At 67.9% G+C, this 18246-nt stretch carries 15 protein-coding genes; 5 read left to right on the plus strand and 10 right to left on the minus strand.

Going from position 1 to position 18246, the window contains the following annotated elements; all coding sequences use genetic code 11:
* Positions 1-105: 105 nt before the first annotated feature.
* The gene (locus tag A5698_RS29630; RefSeq protein ID WP_231967509.1) at positions 106-303 is read right to left on the minus strand and encodes a hypothetical protein; all 198 of its coding nucleotides are present in this window, start codon (positions 301-303) and stop codon (positions 106-108) included.
* Between A5698_RS29630 and A5698_RS23675 the strand changes: the two genes are divergently transcribed.
* Positions 292-2274 (plus strand): xanthine dehydrogenase family protein molybdopterin-binding subunit, encoded by a 1983-nt coding sequence (locus tag A5698_RS23675; RefSeq protein ID WP_502688984.1) that lies wholly within the window; start codon positions 292-294, stop codon positions 2272-2274. The two genes, A5698_RS29630 and A5698_RS23675, sit on opposite strands and share 12 nt — an antisense overlap.
* On the opposite strand, the gene A5698_RS23680 is transcribed toward A5698_RS23675, so the two are convergent.
* Together A5698_RS23680 and A5698_RS23685 are read right to left on the minus strand one after the other, a co-directional pair.
* On the minus strand, positions 2259-3188 hold the full coding sequence (locus A5698_RS23680) for an NAD(P)/FAD-dependent oxidoreductase (protein ID WP_068301898.1): 930 nt from the start codon (positions 3186-3188) through the stop codon (positions 2259-2261). The two genes, A5698_RS23675 and A5698_RS23680, sit on opposite strands and share 16 nt — an antisense overlap.
* 55 nt (positions 3189-3243) lie before the next feature.
* The gene (locus A5698_RS23685) at positions 3244-3861 is read right to left on the minus strand and encodes a rhomboid-like protein (RefSeq protein WP_068301901.1); all 618 of its coding nucleotides are present in this window, start codon (positions 3859-3861) and stop codon (positions 3244-3246) included.
* A gap of 65 nt (positions 3862-3926) precedes the next feature.
* On the opposite strand from A5698_RS23685, the gene ppk2 reads away from it, so the two are divergent.
* Complete coding sequence (gene ppk2, locus A5698_RS23690) at positions 3927-4817, plus strand: polyphosphate kinase 2 (protein ID WP_068301906.1); 891 nt, start codon at positions 3927-3929, stop codon at positions 4815-4817.
* A 127-nt stretch (positions 4818-4944) separates the two neighbouring features.
* On the opposite strand, the gene A5698_RS23695 is transcribed toward ppk2, so the two are convergent.
* The 4 genes from A5698_RS23695 to fdh form a co-directional block, all read right to left on the minus strand.
* A complete protein-coding gene (locus tag A5698_RS23695; RefSeq protein WP_068301908.1) occupies positions 4945-6291 on the minus strand; it encodes an MFS transporter in 1347 nt (448 codons plus the stop codon).
* Between the two features lie 68 nt (positions 6292-6359).
* Positions 6360-7340, minus strand: a complete 981-nt coding sequence (gene nrfD, locus A5698_RS23700) for an NrfD/PsrC family molybdoenzyme membrane anchor subunit (protein WP_068301911.1) — start codon at positions 7338-7340, stop codon at positions 6360-6362.
* Positions 7340-8242 (minus strand): 4Fe-4S dicluster domain-containing protein, encoded by a 903-nt coding sequence (locus tag A5698_RS23705; protein ID WP_068301916.1) that lies wholly within the window; start codon positions 8240-8242, stop codon positions 7340-7342. Before A5698_RS23705 ends, nrfD begins: the two co-directional genes overlap by 1 nt.
* Positions 8239-11490 carry a formate dehydrogenase gene (gene fdh, locus A5698_RS23710; RefSeq protein ID WP_156670872.1) on the minus strand — a complete coding sequence of 1084 codons (3252 nt, stop codon included), beginning with the start codon at positions 11488-11490 and terminating at the stop codon, positions 8239-8241. Before fdh ends, A5698_RS23705 begins: the two co-directional genes overlap by 4 nt.
* Positions 11491-11693: 203 nt before the next feature.
* On the opposite strand from fdh, the gene A5698_RS23720 reads away from it, so the two are divergent.
* Genes A5698_RS23720 through A5698_RS23730 form a run of 3 tightly spaced genes read left to right on the plus strand, consistent with a single transcriptional unit; the run spans position 11694 to position 14560 of the window.
* Positions 11694-12533, plus strand: coding sequence for a glycoside hydrolase family 16 protein (locus A5698_RS23720; protein ID WP_068302052.1), 840 nt, complete (start codon positions 11694-11696; stop codon positions 12531-12533).
* Positions 12527-14035 (plus strand): glycosyltransferase family 39 protein, encoded by a 1509-nt coding sequence (locus A5698_RS23725; RefSeq protein ID WP_068302055.1) that lies wholly within the window; start codon positions 12527-12529, stop codon positions 14033-14035. The genes A5698_RS23720 and A5698_RS23725 overlap by 7 nt, the downstream gene beginning before the upstream one ends.
* 54 nt (positions 14036-14089) lie before the next feature.
* On the plus strand, positions 14090-14560 hold the full coding sequence (locus A5698_RS23730; RefSeq protein WP_068301926.1) for a nuclear transport factor 2 family protein: 471 nt from the start codon (positions 14090-14092) through the stop codon (positions 14558-14560).
* Positions 14561-14578: 18 nt separating this feature from the next.
* Here A5698_RS23730 and A5698_RS23735 read toward each other — a convergent pair whose 3' ends face one another.
* The 3 genes from A5698_RS23735 to selA form a co-directional block, all read right to left on the minus strand.
* Positions 14579-15136: a hemerythrin domain-containing protein gene (locus A5698_RS23735; protein ID WP_068301929.1), complete on the minus strand. Its 558-nt coding sequence runs from the start codon at positions 15134-15136 to the stop codon at positions 14579-14581.
* Positions 15137-15273: 137 nt separating this feature from the next.
* Entirely contained in the window at positions 15274-16962 is a 1689-nt protein-coding gene (locus tag A5698_RS23740; protein ID WP_068301931.1) for a selenocysteine-specific translation elongation factor, read from the minus strand.
* On the minus strand, positions 16950-18230 hold the full coding sequence (gene selA / locus A5698_RS23745) for an L-seryl-tRNA(Sec) selenium transferase (RefSeq protein ID WP_068302058.1): 1281 nt from the start codon (positions 18228-18230) through the stop codon (positions 16950-16952). Before selA ends, A5698_RS23740 begins: the two co-directional genes overlap by 13 nt.
* Positions 18231-18246: the final 16 nt, after the last annotated feature.

Here is an 18246-nt window from a genome sequence, read left to right on the forward strand (position 1 = left end):
GTGCGTCGACGCGGTGCTCGAACGCGTAGGGGGCCGTCCCGGTGACCTTGGCCGGGCCGTCGAGGCGGGTGACGCGGGTGCCGATGGTGCGGGGTTCCAGCGCGGTCATCGCTGCGCTCCGTTTGTCAGCGCGGCGAGTGTGGCGACGATGGCGCCGCGCGTCAGCTCGACCTTGAACTCGTTGCCGGACAACGGCTGCGCCTGGTCCAGCTCCGCGTCACCCGCCTCGACGGCCCGGCCAAGGTCACCGGGACGGCCCCCTACGCGTTCGAGCACCGCGTCGACGCACCGCTGTATGTGCACCCCGTCCAAGCGACGATCGCCAAGGGACGCGTCACCGCGATGGATACCTCGGCGGCGGTAGCGCTGGATGGGGTCACCGCCGTGTTGACCGTGTTCGACGCTCCCCGGCTTGCCGACGCATCCGACGGTGACCTGACGATCCTGCAGGACGATCGGGTGAGCTATCGCGGGCAGATCATCGGCGGTGCCATCGCGTCGAGCGCCGAAACAGCATGCCACGCAGCGAGTCTCGTGCGGGTCTCCTATGACGCCGCCGACCACGATACGAAGATTCGCGGTGAACACCCCGGGCTGTACGCGCCCGAGCAGGTGAACCCGTCGTTTCCGACCGACACCTCCGAGGGCGACGTGGAGTCCGCGCTGCGTTCGGCGGCCATCACCGTCGACCAGACGTACACGACGCCGCACGAGCACAACAACCCCATGGAGCCGCATGCCTGTATTGCTCAGTGGGACAAGGACGGTCTGACGCTGTGGGATTCGACGCAGGGCGTGCACGTCGCGCGTGAGCAGATGGCGACGATGTTCGGGCGGGACAAGGAGCAGGTCCGCGTGATCGCCAAGCACATCGGCGGTGGATTCGGCTCCAAGGGTGCACCGCATTCGCACAACACGCTCGCTGTTATGGCCGCGCAACGCGCCGCGGGTCGCCCAGTCAAGCTCGCGTTGACGCGCCAGCAGATGTTCGACGTCGTCGGATACCGCACCCCGACGATCCAGCACATCCGCCTCGGTGCGGATCGCGACGGGAAGATCACCGCGGTCAGCCACGAGGTGGTCGAGCAGACCGCGACGGTCAAGGAGTTCGCCGAGCAGACCGCTGTGCCGTCGCGCATGATGTACGCCGGCGCCAACCGCAAGACCTCGCACCGGTTGGCGAAACTCGATGTCCCCGTACCGTTCTGGATGCGTGCACCGGGCGAATGTCCGGGTACGTACGCGCTCGAGGTCGCGATGGACGAGCTGGCCGTGGAGTGTGGTGTCGACCCGATCGAGCTGCGCATCCGCAACGAGCCCGACGTCGACCCCGAGACCGGCAATCCGTGGTCGGACCGTCGGCTGGTCGAGTGCCTGTTGACCGGCGCCGACCGGTTCGGCTGGGCGCCGCGCGATCCGAAGCCCCGCAGCCGCGGCGACGGCGAATGGCTGATCGGCACCGGTGTGGCGTCGGCGGTGTATCCGGCGATGATCCAGCCCGGCAACAATGCTCGTATCGAATGTGTTGCCCCGCAGCGCTATGCGGTACAGATCGGCGCTGTCGACATCGGCACCGGCACCTGGACCGCCTTGTCGCAGATCGCGGCGGACGCACTCGGATGCGAGTTGTCCGCGGTCGAGCTGCAGATCGGTGACACCGCACTACCCGCCGCGTCGGTGGAGGGCGGATCGTCAGGCATCAGCTCGTGGGGCCGCGCGATCGTGGCGGCCGCGCGGCAGTTCCGTCACGACCACGGCGATGACCCGGAGGTCGGGACCGCGACGCTCACCGAGGCTCCGGAAAACGAAGAGGCGCAGGACCATGCGATGTACTCGTTCGGCGCGCACTTCGCCGAGGTTCGCGTGAGCCGCTACACCGGCGAGATCCACATGTCGCGGATGCTCGGCGTGTTCTCGATCGGCCGGGCGATCAACCCGACCACGCTGCGGTCACAGCTGATCGGCGGAATGACGATGGGACTGTCGATGGCGCTGCACGAGGAGAGCGTGCGCGATCATCGGTTCGGTCACGTCGTCACCCGCGACCTCGCCACCTACCACATCAGCTCGCACGCCGACGTCCCAAACATCGACGCGATCTGGCTCGATGACATTGACCCGCATTCGAATCCGATGGGTTCCCGCGGTGCCGGAGAGATCGGTATCGTCGGCTCGCCCGCTGCGGTCGTCAATGCGGTCTACCACGCCACCGGGGTTAGGGTTCGGGATCTGCCGGTGACGTGCGACGCGCTGCTGGGTCAGATCGGCGGATAGGGCAGGCTGAACTCGTCGGCGAGCAGGCTCTGCACGATGATCATCGCCGCCTTCGATCCCGCCGCGATCGCGCCTGCGACGTAGGGCTGTTCACTACACAGGTCGCCTGCGGCGAACACGCCGCTGGCCTCCGTGCGGTGGATCGGGTCGATGCTGATGGTGTCGGCCGCCAGCGGCCCGGGAGTGCAGGCGGCGCCCAACTGGTCGGCAAGCTGTGAGCGTTGTTTGAGCGGAGCCTCGACCAGCAGACCGTCGCGAGCCAGGCGGTCGCCGTCGGCGAAGGCGATGGCACTGAGTTGTCCGTTTTCGCTGAGCAATTCGACGACACGACGGTCTTCGATCGTGACGTTGGCGGCTTCCAGCACCTCCTTGTCGGTCGGCGACAGGTCGGTGCGTCCATCGGTGAGCAGAACGACGTCGTCGCTCCAGCCCCGCAGCATCAGCGCCGAATGCATGGCCTCTTCGCCGGCCGCCATGGTGGCGAGGCGCCTGTCGCGCATCTCCCAGCCGTGGCAGAACGGGCATTGGAACACAGAGGTGCCCCACAGCTCCGCGAGGCCGGGCAGGTCGGGTGGGCAGTACTGCATGCCGGTGGCGAGCAGAACCCGTTTGGCGAGGATCGGATCGCCGTCGTCAGGTTCGAGGATGAAGCAGTTGTCGGCAGGGCGGCCGCTGACGATCTTCCCGTGGCGGTACTCGACGCTGGGGTAGGCGGTCAGCTCGCGGCGCCCCTGGGCGTACAGCTCGGCGGGCGGACGCTGGTCATAGCCGAGCATGCCGCCGATGACGTTGGCGGCGCGGTTGCTCTGTTCGTCGGCGTCGATGACGACCGTCCGACGTCTCGCGCGTCCCAACACGAGGGCGGCGCTCAGCCCGGCGGCCCCGCCCCCGACGACGGCACATTCCCAATCCATGGCCACATCGTTCCCGAGGTGGCAATCGCGAAACCTCGGCGCGGATTCGCCGAGGTCAGCGCGGTAGCGGCGGATAGGGCTGCGAGTCGCGGTCCGGCGTGAGCGGGACCGCGGCGAGGCCGACGAGGAACGCGGTCAGGTGCCCGACTTCGGTGAACGTCGGCCGGGCGGCGGCGTTCCCCGTGAGCGCCAGCGTCGCGACGGCCTGGGCGCCGGGTCGCCATTGCCTGCGGGTGTAGCCCGACAGCGCGCCGGCCACCCCGAGGACGAAGTAGCTCACCCCGACATCGCGTGCGTTCTCGAGCCGCTGCGGCGCTCGGCCCGTCCGGATCAGCAACCGCAGGTAGCTCTGCCCGAGGTAGGTGCCGATGACGTGAGCGCAGATGCCCACGAGAAGCCAACGCCACCAACGCAATCGTCGCTCCGCAGGCGCGACGACGGTGACGAACACCGGGACGTAGGGCCACCACCTGTGGTCGTCGAGCCAGAACAGGCTGGTGGTGAGTACCCGATGCGGTTCTGACCGCAGTCGGCGCAGGTTCGTGGAGTTTCGGCGCTGGATCCGTCGCGAACCCCGACGACCGGCCGAGCGCTGCACACGCGTCGTGACGAGCAGAACGAGCAGCCACACGAAACTCAACGGGGCGCCGGCCACGGCGCGGAGAAGCCGCACCCGCTGAGGTTAGCGCGGTTAGCCGCGCAGGCATGCGGGTAGGCGAGGCTCATTAGGAGCCGGTGATGACGACTGCAGACTCAGAGATCGACCTGGACGCCCTCGCGACCGACAACCACGGATACACCGTCAACGACGAGGACGAAGACGACCCGGTGCTGCTGGACCGTGACGAAAATCCGATCCAGACCTGGCGCGAGCGCTACCCGTACGACGAGCGAATGAGCCGCGACGAATACGAGCGCACCAAGCGGCGCCTGCAGATCGAACTGCTCAAGCTGCAGAACTGGAGCAAGCGCACCGGCGCACGACACGTCATTGTGTTCGAGGGTCGAGACGCGGCGGGCAAGGGCGGCTCGATCCAGCGCTTCATGGAGCACCTCAACCCTCGGGGTGCCCGCGTCGTCGCGCTGGAGAAGCCGACCGAAGAAGAGAAGTCGCAGTGGTACTTCCAGCGATACGTCAAACATCTGCCCACCGCCGGGGAGATGGTGCTCTTCGACCGCTCCTGGTACAACCGCGCAGGCGTGGAGCGGGTCATGGGTTTTTGCACACCTGAACAACACGCCGAGTTCATGCGGCAGGCACCGGCATTCGAGGAGATGCTGGTCAACTCGGGACTGCATCTCACCAAGTTCTGGTTCTCGGTGTCACCCTCCGAGCAGAGGACGCGGTTCGCGATCCGGCTCGTCGATCCGCTGCGGCAATGGAAGTTCTCGTCGATGGACATGGAAGCGGTCAACCGGTGGGAGGCCTACACCCGGGCCAAGGAGGACATGTTCGTCGCCACCGACACCGACTACGCCCCGTGGATCGTGGTCAAGAGCAACGACAAGAAGCGCGGCCGGATCAACGCGATGCGATACCTGTTGTCGCGCTTCGACTATGACGACAAGGACCACGCGGTGGTCGGCGAGCCCGATCCGCTGATCGTCGGGCGCGCGCTGGAGGATTGACGGCGCATGACTTGTCGGACCCTTCTGTGACGGCGAACCACTCAACCCCCGAATCCCTCGGCGAGGCTAGGGCGCTGGCACATCACATGATTCGTCTAGATGGTAACAGTCTCACGCGCGCGTGAAATCAGCGCACGAACGCCGAACCGCGCTCCCGGTCCAGGAACGTCTCCGACTTGTTCTTCAAGGCGAAGATGTACACCAGAAGCGAGATCGCGATGCACACCGTCACGTACCCGATGAACAGCGGCACCTGATCGCGCGCCTTGAGCGCCTGGTAGATCAGCGGCGCCGTGCCGCCGAACATCGAATTCGCCAACGCGTAGCCCACGCCCACGCCGAGCGCCCTCACGTGCACCGGGAACAGCTCCGACTTGACCAGCGCATTGATCGAGGTGTAGCCGGTGAGGATGATGTATCCAACCGCAACCAGCAGGAAAGACGTGAGCGGAGAACGGGTTTCGGGCAGATAGGTGATCAGGATGTAGGTGTATACCACCCCGCCGAAACCGAACCACAGCAGCAGCGGCTTGCGCCCCACCTTGTCGCTGATCATCCCGCCGACCGGTTGCAGCAGCATCAAGAAGATCAGCCCGATCAGGTTGATCCAGGTGCCCGTCATCCCCTCGCCCTTGTACGCCGTCTTCACGATCGCGGGCGCGTTGACGCTGTAGGTGTAGAACGCGACGGTGCCGCCCATCGTGATCAGGAAGCAGATGAGCAGCGGCTTCCAGTAGCGGGTGAACAGCTCGCGCATCGACCCGGCGCCCTTGTCCTCGCCGGCCTTCGTCGCCTCGATGACGTCCTCGCTGAGCGATTCGTCCATCGTGCGCCGCAGCCAGAACACCACGACCGCCGCGACACCGCCGATCGCGAAACCGATGCGCCAGCCGAAGTCGCGCAGCTGATCCTCGTCGAGGAACGCGTCGAGCACCAGCAGCGTGAACTGCGCCAGCACGTGACCGCCCACCAGCGTCACGTACTGGAACGACGAGAAGAAGCCGCGGCGCTCGCGGGTCGCCGCCTCCGACATGTATGTCGCCGACGTCCCGTACTCGCCTCCGGTCGCGAACCCCTGCACCAGGCGCGCGAGGACCAGTACGATCGGCGCCGCCGCCCCGATCGTCGCCTGCGACGGCACCAGCGCGATCACCATGGAACACAGCGCCATCAGCGACACGCTGACCGTCAGCGCGGCGCGTCGACCTCTCCGGTCGGCGAAACGTCCGAAGAACCACGAGCCAACAGGCCGCATCACGAACGTCACCGCGAAGATCGCGTACACGTACACCGTCGAGTTCTTCTCGGACTCGGCGAAGAACTGGCCTTCGAAGTACGAGGCGAACACCGTGTAGATGTAGACGTCGTACCACTCGACGAGGTTGCCCAACGAGCCGCGGATCGTGTTCCAGATCGCCCGCCGGGTTTCCGCGGCTGTCGACCGCGGCGGTTCCGCTTGGGTTGTCGTCGCCATCGTCAACCTCCCACCGAGCCGGGTGCCCGGGCCACCCTATCCGCGAGCAGACGCGAACTCGCCCATTTTCACGCGTTTTCGGGCAGGTTTGCGTCTGCTCGCGGGGAAGAGTCTCGCCGGGAAGAGTTGAGGCGCTCTCGTTGCGGGACCACGACGTACTTGGGGTCCTGCGTCGACGCCACGCCGGCCTCGAACACGCCGAACCGCTGCAGTGCGCTGCCGACGAGCAGCGCCGCCCCGGACGCGACCATCGTCGAGCGGTTCCGCCCGAGCGCCGCGCCGACGGCTCCGCCGACGGTCAGCACCTCCGACAGTTGGCGCAAACGATGTGGTCGTCCGGTCGTATACGCCTCGCCCTCCACGCCCAGCCGCCGCTCCATCGTCCGCGACGCCACGACTTCCATACCCGCGCCCAGGACAGCCATTCGTCGGGCTGGACCGCTCTCGCCGTAGGGCGCCAGCATCATCCCCAGGCCCGCACCGCTGGCCGCCGCCGAACCCGTGAACACGAACGGCAGATACGGGTGCGCCTCCCGCCAGGCCGGAACCGCCGTCTGCGACAACAGAACTGCCGTGTACGACGCCACCCCCGGCGCCGTCCCCGCCGCCCAGAGCCCGGCCGGTCGCGCCACCCAGTCGACCAGCCGGCCCAGCGCCGTGCGTCGCAGCCGCCGCGGCATCAGCTCCGCCACCGCGATCACCCCCGACCCCGGGCCGTACGCCGAGAGGATCCAGGTGCCCATGCTCATCGGCGAGCTCGGCTTGGCCACCCGCAGCATGTGGTGGAACCGCTCCGGGCGGCCGAGGTCGGCGATCAGGAAGTACAGGCTCGCCAAAATGCTGACCAGCGAACCGATTCGGGTCACCTTGCGCAGCTGCGTGCGTCCCGTCAAGTCGGCCCCGGCGGCCAGCATCGCCGAGCCTGCGGACAGTCCGCCGCAGAACAGGTACGCCGCGATCATCCAGTTCCACACCGGGCTCTTGAGAATCTGCTTGCCGTAGTACGACCGGAACTCGGCCTTCGGCACGTTGAGTTGCTCGCGGGGCATCAGCGTCGCCTGCCCAGGAACGACGACATCGCGATGCCGATCATCGCCGAGGCCGCCATGCCCGCATAGCGCCACATCGCCCCGGCATCGCGGGTCGGCACCACCGGATCCGGCGGCAATCCGTACACCTCCGGTTCGTCGAGCAGAAGGAAGAACGCACCGTCGCCGCCGACACCGTCGTTCGGGTCTTCGCCGTACAGCCGCGCCTCAGTGATACCGCGTTCGTGTAACTCGTTGACGCGCAGGGCTGCTCGTTCGCGCAGCTCGTCGAGGACACCGAACTGGATGGAGTCCGTCGGGCACGCCTTCGCGCAGGCCGGTTCGAGCCCGTCACGCAAGCGGTCGTAGCACAGCGTGCACTTCCACGCCCGACCGTCACCCTCGCGCCGCTCGATCACCCCGTACGGGCATCCCGAGACGCAGTAGCCACAGCCGTTGCAGATGTCCTGCTGCACAACGACGGTCCCGAACTCGGTGCGAAACAGCGCGCCCGTCGGGCACACGTCCAGGCAGCCGGCGTGGGTGCAGTGCTTGCAGACGTCGCTGCTCATCAACCAGCGAAAGTCCTGCCTTGTTTCGGCGCTCATGGTGTCGCCCGGCCGCTCGAAACCCGGCATGCCGAGGTCGACGCGTTCCCGAGACGGCTGCTCGATGAACGCCACATGGCGCCACGAATTCGCGCCCAGTTCGCCAGTGTTGTCGAACGACATGCCCAGCAGGTTGAACCCGTCCCCGTCCCCAGAGATGGGAACCTCGTTCCACTCTTTGCACGCGACCTCGCACGCCTTGCAGCCGATGCACACCGACGTGTCGGTGAAAAACCCCATCCGTGGCGGGTGTTCGCCGTATCCCGCGTCGGCGGCCACATCGTCGAGAGGACCGTAGAAACTGTTGTTGCTCATGGCGTCTCCTCGGTGTGATCGGCCGACGCCCCGGTCGTGTCCAGGTTGGTACCCGTCTCCGGGGTGATGCGCGCCCGCTCGCGGTACATCGCGATGTACTGCAACAGCGCCGCACCCCTGGGCCGGCGTCCCGGCTGGATGTCGCACGTCGCGACCTTGCTCTCCTGGATGAACACGTTCGGATCTGCCACCACGCCGAGCAGGTCGTTGACGACGTCACCGTCGATCAACCCGACGTTGCCCCAGTGGTACGGCATCCACACCTGGTGCACCACCCGGTCCTCGACGCGCAGCGGCCGCATCCGGTCCGTCACGAACACCCGCGCGTCGACAGCCGACCGGCTGGTCACCACGTGCGCCCAATCCATGTGCGTCAGACCGCGTTCGGCGGCCAGCGCCGGCGACACCTCGACGAACAGCCCCGGTTGCAGCTCGCTGAGGTACGGCAGCTGACGGCTCATGCCGCCGGCGGTGTGGTGTTCGGTCAGCCGGGCAGCGGTGAAGACGAACGGGAACACCTCGCCGTGCAACTCGGGCGGCGACGGGTTCGACGGGTTGTCCGCACGCCCGTACACCTTGCGCGCCGGATTGCCCTGCTGTTTGTACAACGCGTTGGCCATCGGCGACTCGTGCGGTTCGTAGTGCGTCGGCAGCGGCCCGTCGCGCACACCGTTGGGCGCGAACAGCCACGCCTTGCCGTCGGCCTGCATGACGAACGCGTCGTCGCCGCGCAGCGCCTCGACACCGACTGCGTCCGAGGGTGGTTCGTAGTCCGGCGGTTTGGTCTTCTCGAAGTCGGGGACGTCATAACCCGTCCACTCCCCCTTCTCGGCGTCCCACCAGATGAGCTTCTTGCGCTCGCTCCACGGCCTGCCCTGCGGGTCGGCCGAGGCGCGGTTGTAGAGCACGCGCCGGTTCATCGGCCACACCCAGCCCCACTGGGCGTCGTCGTGCGGTTCACGCCGCGCGGCCTGGTTGACCTCGTCGGCGTATACGCCGCTGTAGATCCAGCAGCCGCACATCGTGGAGCCGTCGGCCTTCAGCGACAGGTAGTTGTCGACGGCTCGGCCCGTGGTCAGATCCACGCCGCTGATGCGTCGCAGCACGTCGTCGGCCAACGGCTCGTCACCGTCCATCCGGTAGTCCCACGACAGGTCCAGCAGCGGACGGTCGCGTTCATCTGTTGAGCCGGAGAGCTTTTCGCGCAGGATCCGGCCGAGGTGATAGAAGAACCACAGCTCGGATCGGGCGTCGCCTTGCGGCTCGACCGCTTGTTCGCGCCACTGCAGCTTGCGCTGGGTCTGGGTGAACGTGCCGGACTTCTCGACATGCGAGGCGGCGGGGAACAGGAACACCTCGGTGCGACACGTCTCTGGGCTGATCTCCCCGGTTTCGATCTCGGGGGCCGACTTCCAGAACGTCGCGCTCTCGATCTCGACGAGGTCGCGCACCACCAACCAGTCGAGGTTCGCCATGCCGAGGCGTTGCAGGCGACCGTGTGCCGATCCGACGGCGGGGTTCTGGCCGAGCAGGAAGTAGCCGAACACCTTGCCGTCGACCATGTCCATCACCGTGCGGTACGTGCCGTGGTCGCCGTTGATGCGGGGCATGTAGTCGAAGCAGAAGTCGTTGTCGGCGGTTGCGTGTTCGCCCCAGTACTCCTTGAGCAGCGACACCATGTAGGCATCGGCGTTGTGCCAGAAGCCTTTCTGGTTTTGGCTCTTGATGTCGTCGAGGTAGTCGGCCAGCGTCTCCTGACCGGCGTGCGGCATGGCGAGGTAACCGGGCAGCAGGTTGAACAGCGTCGGCACGTCGGTCGAACCCTGGATGCTGGCGTGCCCGCGCAAGGCGAACACGCCTCCCCCGGGGCGGCCGATGTTGCCGAGCAGCAGTTGGATGATCGCGCCGGCGCGGATGAACTGAGCACCCATCGTGTGCTGGGTCCACCCGACGCTGTAGACCAGGGCGGCGGTGCGTTCGCGCCCGGAGTTCTCGGTCCACGCCCGGGCGATGTCGAGGAAGTCGTCGCGGGGAACACCGCATACCCGCTCCACCATCTCCGGCGTGTAGCGGGCGTAATGCCGTTTGAGGATCTGGTAGACGCAGCGCGGATGCTGCAGTGTCGGGTCGCTCGGGATCTGGCCCGCCCCGCCCCCGACCGGCGGTCCGCCGGAACCACTTTCATCGGCGGCCGCGTGCTCTTTGGCCTCAGAGCCGCCGCTCTCGGGGTCGGTGCTTTCGTACTGCCACGTCGACGGGTCGTAGGAGGCGGTTTCGTCGTCGTAGCCGGAGAACAGGCCGTCGAGGTCCTCGGCGTCCCGGAACTGCTCGTCGACAATGAACGCGGCGTTGGTGTAGGCGGTGACGTACTCGCGGAAGTCGAGGTCGTTACTCAGGATGTAGTTGATGACGCCGCCGAGGAACGCGATGTCACTGCCGGCCCGCAGCGTGAGATGCCGGTCGGCCAGCGCACTCGTGCGGGTGAACCGCGGATCGATGTGGACGACCTTGGCTCCGCGCGCCTTGGCCTCGACCACCCACTGGAAGCCGACCGGATGGGCTTCGGCCATGTTCGAACCCATGATCACGATGAAGTCCGCGTTGGCGAGGTCTTGCTGATAGTCCGTCGCCCCGCCGCGACCGAAGGAGGCTCCCAGACCGGGAACCGTGGCGCTGTGTCAAATACGCGCCTGGTTCTCGATCTGTAGGGCCCCCAGCGCGGTGAATAGCTTCTTGATCAGGTAGTTCTCTTCGTTGTCCAGCGTCGCGCCGCCCAGGCTCGCGATGCCCATGGTGCGGCGCAGCGTGTTGCGGTCCGCGTCGAACTGCTGCCAGCCCTTCTCGCGCGCATCGAGAACCCGGTCGGCGACCATGTCCATCGCGGTCTCGAGATCGATCTCCTGCCACTCGGTGGCGTACGGCGGGCGGTAGCGTACCTTGGTCAGCCGCTGCGGGCCGGTGACGAGCTGCTTGCTCGCAGACCCCTTGGGGCACAGGCGACCTCGCGATATCGGGCTGTCGGGGTTGCCCTCGATCTGGATGACCTTCTCGTCTTTGACGTAGACCTTCTGCGCGCAGCCGACCGCGCAGTAAGGGCACACGGAGTGCGCGACCCGGTCGGCTGCGGTGGTGCGCGGCGTCAGCGTCGATGAGCGCTTGGACTGGGCGGCCTGGCCGCGTCCCAGCCGGTCCTCGCCCGTGAGCTGCCGGTACACCGGCCACGACTGGAACAACCCCTTGAGGTCCACAGTGCCTCCTTACCCGACGTGCCTCCCATCAAACCGTGAACACGAGCCTGTTGCCACGAAGCGGACTTATGTCGGCGTTGCGGCTCGTCAGGAGTGGTTTGCTCCAAGCGCGCGGCGCCGCCGGATGACCGCCGCTGACACCACGGTGGTCGGAACCCGACGTGATCAAGGTTCGCACCCTCTAAGGTGCTGCTGTGGCCGAAATCGACCGTCGCACCCTGATGAAGATGACCGGAGTCGCCGCGCTCGGCGCGGCCCTACCCGCGCCGCTGGTGAACGCCTCGCCGCAGCAGCCGGCACCGGTGCAGCCGCCGCCCGATGCGGCTTCCGGCGGCTACCTCTTCCAGGACGAATTCGATGGTCCGGCCGGTTCGGCGCCCGACCCGTCGAAGTGGCTCGTCCAGAACTGGCAGGACGACGTTTGGCCCCCGGTAGTGGGGATTTACCGCGACGACCGCCGCAATGTGTTCGTCGACGGCAACTCCAACCTCGTGCTGTGCGCCACCCAGGAAGGCGACCAGTACTTCAGCGGCAAGGTGCTCAGCCACTTCCGCGGCCAGATCGGCACGACGTGGGAAGCGCGCATCAAGCTCGATTGCATGCACCCCGGTCTCTGGCCGGCGTACTGGCTGCTGAACCAGGATCCGCTACCCGACGGTGAGATCGACATCGTCGAGTACTACGGCAACGAGTCGTGGCCGCCCGGAACCACCGTCCACGCCGCCTCGAACGGCAAGACCTGGGAGGGCATGTCGATTCCGCAGTTGGTGGATCCCGCATGGCACACCTGGCGCACCGAGTGGAGCGAGGACGGGTTCCGCTTCTGGCGTGACTACACCGACGGCGCCAAGCCGTACTTCACCGTTCCGGCCAAGCCGATTCCGGTTCACGGCCGGCCCGACGACCTGCGATGGCCGTTCGGGATCCCCGGCTACTGGTTGCAGGCGATCTTCAACCTGGCGGTCGGTGGTTCGGGTGGCGGCGACCCGCGTCGGGCGCCCTATCCGTCGGTCATGCTCGTCGACTGGATCCGCGTCTGGTAGACCGCGAGCGGTCCGCGTGGCTGGGACCGCTGCTCGTCGGCATCCTCGGCGCTGCGGTGAGCCTCGCGGGCGCCGGACGCCCGTCGTTCTGGTACGACGAGGCCGCGACGATCTCGGCGTCTTACAGCCGACCCCTGATTGCGCTGTGGCAGATGCTCGGCGACGTCGACGCCGTGCACGGCCTGTACTACGTCCTGATGCACGGCTGGTTCACCATCGCGCCGCCGACGGAGTTCTGGTCGCGGGTGCCCAGCGGTCTGGCCGTCGGCGTGGCCGCGGCGGGTGTCGTGGTGCTGGGGCGGCAGTTGTCGTCGGGCGGAGTTGGGCTGACCGCCGGCGTCGTGTGCGCGATCCTGCCCCGCGCGACATGGGCGGGTATCGAGGCGCGACCGTACGCGCTGACGATGGTGCTCGCGGTGTGGCTGACCGTGGTGCTGGTGTGGGCGTCGGGGCGCGAATCACGTTGGGCGTGGACAGGATACGGCGCTCTGCTGGCCGTATCGATTCTGTTCGACGTCTACCTGGCGCTCCTTGTCCCCGCACACGCGGTGTTCGTGCTGGCCTTCCGGCGACGACGCGCGGTGGTGCTGCCGTTTGCGATCGCCGCGGGCGTGGGCGTCGCGGTGACGGCGCCGTTCGTCAAGGTGGTCGCGGGGCAGGCACAGCAGATCAGCTGGATCACGCCGATCGGCACGCGTACGTTCGAAGACGTTGCCGTCCAACAGTATTTCGATCGCAATCCGTACTTCGCGGCGTTGGCGGCGGTGGTGGTGCTGGCGGCTCTCGCGGTGTGGATCTTCGCCAGGCGACCGAGTGTCGGGGACCGCGAAGCGGCCGTGCTGGCGGTCGCCTGGTTGATCATTCCGACGGCGTTGATCGTTGCGTACTCGGCTGTGCGCGAACCGCTCTACACGCCGCGGTATCTGTGCTTCACCGCGCCCGCGATGGCGTTGCTGCTGGGCGTCTGCATCATGGTGGTGGCGCGTCGGGCGTGGGTGGCGGCGGTCGTCGTGGTGGTGTTCGCGCTGGTCGCGACGCCTACTTTCATTGCGGTGCAACGAGGCCCGTATGCGAAGTACGACATGGACTACAGCCAGGTCGCCGACCTGATCAGCGCCAAGGCCGCTGCGGGTGACTGCCTGTTGGTCAACGACACCGTCACCTTCCACCCGGCCCCGATGCGGCCGCTGATGGCGGCGCGTCCCGACGCCTACCTCGGCCTGGTCGACGTCAGCCTGTGGCAGCGCGCCGTCGACCGCCGCAACGTGTTCGACACGAACCTGATCCCGGAGGCGTCGGTCGGGCCGCTCGAACACTGCGACGTCGTCTGGATCATCACGCAGGCCGACCCGAACGCCCCGGAACACGAAGAGGGCGTGGCGATCCCGCCGGGGCCCTTGTTCGGCGGGACGCGCGCCTTCGCAGTCAGCCACGACATGGGTTTCCGGCTCGTCGAGCGGTGGCAGTTCAGCCTGGCGCAGGTGATCAAATCGGAGCGCTGAATAAAGGCGCCGAGCGTACGGTTCTGTACGTAAAGGCTTCGGGAAGGACACGCGATGAGCTCGACACCGCTGGTGCCACCGTTTACCCACGACACCGCTATCGCGAAAGTTCGTGCTGCCGAGGACAACTGGAACACACGCGACCCCGCACGCGTCGCGCTGGGGTACACGCCGGACAGTTGGTGGCGCAACCGGTCGACGTTCATCAAGGGCCGCGAGCAGATCATCGAGTTTCTGACCGGCAAGTGGCGCCAGGAGCTCGAGTATCGGCTGATCAAGGAGCTCTGGGCCTACGGGGACGACCGCATCGCCGTTCGGTTCGCCTATGAGTACCACGACGTCGAGGGGCGATGGTTCCGCGCGTACGGCAACGAGAACTGGGAGTTCGCCGCCGACGGGCTGATGAAGGCGCGTCACGCCAGCATCAACGACGTGCCGATCAGCGAGGGACAGCGGCTGTTCGGATGGGACCGGTCAGGCCCGCGACCGGCCGACCATCCGGGTCTCAGCGATTTGGGCCTGTGAGCGTGAGCGGACCGCCGGTTAGTTCCGCCCCGACAACGCGTCGCGCAGCCGGTCCACGAGCCCGGCTCCCGGTGCGAGGATCCGGTTGGCCGGCGGGTGGTCCGGCGCCTGCGGATGCGGCCGCGTCGGTGCCATCTTCTTGGCGCGGTGGAACTTCTCGCTGAGGTCACGAAGCTGATCCGACGTCGCCGCGATCCGCATCTTTGACAACAGATCGTTCTCCTCGTCCTCGACGTGATGGCGGATGTCGGCGATCAACTTGCGCACGAGTTCGTCGTACTTGGCGTCCTCGGGGCCGACCTTCTCGATCTCCTTCATGATCTCTTCGGCCTCAGAATGCTCTTCGATCTCGTGGCTGACCATCTCGTCGCCGTCGGGCACCGTCTCCCGTGCCGCCGGATAGACGTACTCCTCCTCGGCGACCGCATGCCTGACGATCCCGGCGATCACATGCTCGACGAGCTCGGGCTGGCTGTGCGGGTCCCCTGCGGATTCGATCTCGGTGAAGACGCTCTCGAATTCGCGGTGGTCGGCGATGATGTCGTCGACGATGTTGCCTGTCTTGATGTCGGCCATGGTCGCTCCTTCCGTACCCGCGCGGCGTACCCGGACGTCGGGAGACCAAACGCTCACCAGGGCCGAGCGCTCAGTTATGTACAGATTTCGCGGCCTTGACGTACAAGGGTGAGCGCTCGCGGGGTTAGGGGCAGGGGTTACAGCAGCGTGCGGGTGCCGTCGGCGGCGCGGCGGGTGACCTTGCGCGCGTCGAGGTGTTCGAGCAGCGGCACCGCGACCCGTCGGGTGGTGTTGAGCGCGCGCTTGGCCTCGGCGACGGTGAACGGTTGCGGCAGAGTCGCGAGTACCTCCGCTGCGCGGTCGACCGCATCGGGTCCGAGGACCACGCCGTCGGCGATCCGGCTCAGCCGGCCAGCGCGGACCGCCGCCGCGAGTTCGCGTGGTCCCAGGTTCAAGTCGGCGAGTTCGTCGGCCTCCGGTGCGCGAAACGGCTCGGCCGCCAACCACTCCTCGACAGTGCGCACGGCCTTGTCGACGCGCGCGGGCAACTCGGCGTCCGGTCGTCGCACGACGCCGTCGACCACCTGGAGCTCGGTGCCGTCCAACAGCGCGGCTAGCAGCTCCGCGGCGGGCAGGCCGGCCTGTTGACGTAGGGCCTCCAGCGGCATCCCGGCCGCGACGTCGTGTCCGGCCGTCCAGCCGTCGAGCGCCGCTGTCATCTGTCGCCGGCGCTGAGCCCACCACTCGTCGTCGACCACCCAGTCACCGACGCGTGTGCCGTCGGCGTCAAAACCCATGGCGCGCAGTTCGGTTACGCGCGCGCACAGTGGCGGGCGGACGCGTCCTGTCGCCAATTCGTCGCCACGCTCGCGGGCCGCCCCGCGACGCCGCAGCGCCGGCGGCCGCACATCGAGCACCTCGATGCCGGCCGCGATGCGATGTTCGCCGGGGTCGCGCAGCAGCCCGATGTCGCCGATCCGCAGCGGCAGCGGACGCGCCAACCGAAGTCGGGCGCCTTTCGCGCCGAGCGGTCGCACGTGCACCGGCACCGCCGCCGATCCGATGTGCAGTACCAGTTGTCGGTGTAGTTCACCGGATTCCCTTAGCAAGACGTCGATTTCGGTGGTGTCCAGCCACGCACCCGGCGTACGGATGGTGTCCCCGCGGCCGATCTGCTGGCGGTCGACGCCGCGCAGGTTCACCGCCACCCGCGCGATCGCGCCGACCTCGCGACGGTCCCGGCCCAGCGACTGCAGGCCCCGGATTGTGACCTTTTGGCCGCCGTGCTCGAGCTCGTCGCCCACGCGCAGCGTGCCCGCCGCCAGCGTCCCCGTCACCACGGTGCCCGCGCCGCGGACGGTGAACGACCGGTCCACCCACAACCGCACATCGGCATCCCGCGCCGGCGCAGGCAACCCGTCGACAAGCGAAACCACCACAGCGCGAACGGCTTCCAGGTCGGTCCCGAGTACCACCGGCGCATCGGGGAGCCGCTCGCGCACCTGCTCAAGAGCAGTCGCGGGGTTGGCGACATCGGCCTTGCTGATCACCACCAGCAGGCGCCGGACCCCGAGCGCGCGTAATGCGTCGAGATGTTCGTCGGACTGCGGCATCCAGCCCTCGGTCGCGGCCACGACGAACATCACTGGGCTTTCTTGGGGCATCGGCCCACATCCAGCCAACATGTTCGCGACGAACCGCTCGTGGCCCGGCACGTCGACGAACGCGACCTCGCGGCCGTCGAGCGTCGTCCATGCGAACCCGAGGTCGATGGTCAGGCCGCGGCGCTGCTCCTCGGCCAGCCGGTCGGGCCACATGCCGGTGAGGCGCTCGACGAGCGTGGACTTGCCGTGGTCGACGTGGCCCGCGGTCGCTACGACGTACACGCCAGCACCGCCTGGGCGAGCAGGCCGTCGTCGTCAGGAGCCACCGTCCGCAGGTCCAGCAGGCACCGGCCGCCCTCCAGCCGCCCGACCACCGCTGGCGCACCGGTGCGCAACGGCGCGGCGTAGGACTCCGGCAGGCTGACCGCGGCGCTGGGCAACGCGACGTCCGGTGCGCCCCCACCGCCGACGGCGGCGGTGCAGTCGACGGCCTCGGCATCCGGCAGCTGGACGGCCAATTTCTGCGCGCGGGCCCGCAGATCGGCGACGGCGGCGTCGAGCGCCTGCATCACCGGCGGCGGCGGGCCAACCAGCGTCGCCTCCAGCGCGGCGAGGGTCAGCTTGTCTACCCGCAGCGCCCGCGCCGCGGGATGGCGCCGCAGCCGTTCGATCAGCTCGGCCGCGCCGAACATCAGGCCCGCCTGGGGACCGCCGAGCAGCTTGTCGCCGCTGGCGGTGACGAGATCGGCGCCGTCGCGCAGCATCGTCGTCGCGTCGGGCTCGTCGGGCAGCAGCGGGTGCGGGGTGAGCAGGCCGGAGCCGATGTCGGCGACGACGGGAACGTCGAGCGTGGCGAGCTCGGGCACCTCGACCGTCGAGGTGAACCCGCTGACCGAGTAGTTCGACGGGTGCACCTTGAGAATGAAGCCGGTGTCGGGCCCGAGCGCGTCGGCGTAGTCGCGCAGGTGGGTGCGATTGGTGGTGCCGACCTCGCGGATGCGCGAGCCGGTCGACTCCATCAACTCGGGCAGCCGGAAGCCGTCGCCGATCTCGATCAGCTCACCACGGCTGACGATGATCTCCTTGCCGGGCGCCAACGTCATCGCGGTGAGCAGCAGCGCGGCGGCGTTGTTGTTGACGACGTGCACGCCTCCGGCGGTCGGGACGGCCCGGGCCAACGCGGCCAGCGCACCGCGGCCGCGCCGCGCCCGTCGGCCGGTCTCGAGGTCGAATTCCACGTCGGTGGCGCCGCTGGCGGTGACGACCGCGTCGACCGCCGCCCGCGACAACGGCGCCCGCCCCAGGTTGGTGTGCACGACGACCCCGGTGGCGTTGATGACCGGCCGCAGGGTGGCCGCGCTCGTCGGCAGCGAGGCGACCGCGTCGTCGGCCACCCGCTCCGGCTCGATCTCACCGGTGCGCGCCCGCTGCTGCGACTGTCCCACAACGGTTTTCACCAGTGTACGACCCAGCACTCGCGATGCTTCGGCAAGGCGCGGGTCGGCGAGCAGCGCGTCGGTGCGTGGTACCCGTCGTCGTGGGTCGGTCACCGGCACCCCCGCGACG

It is taken from the genome of Mycobacterium sp. E136 (assembly GCF_001666865.1).
Classification (GTDB): Bacteria; Actinomycetota; Actinomycetes; order Mycobacteriales; family Mycobacteriaceae; genus Mycobacterium.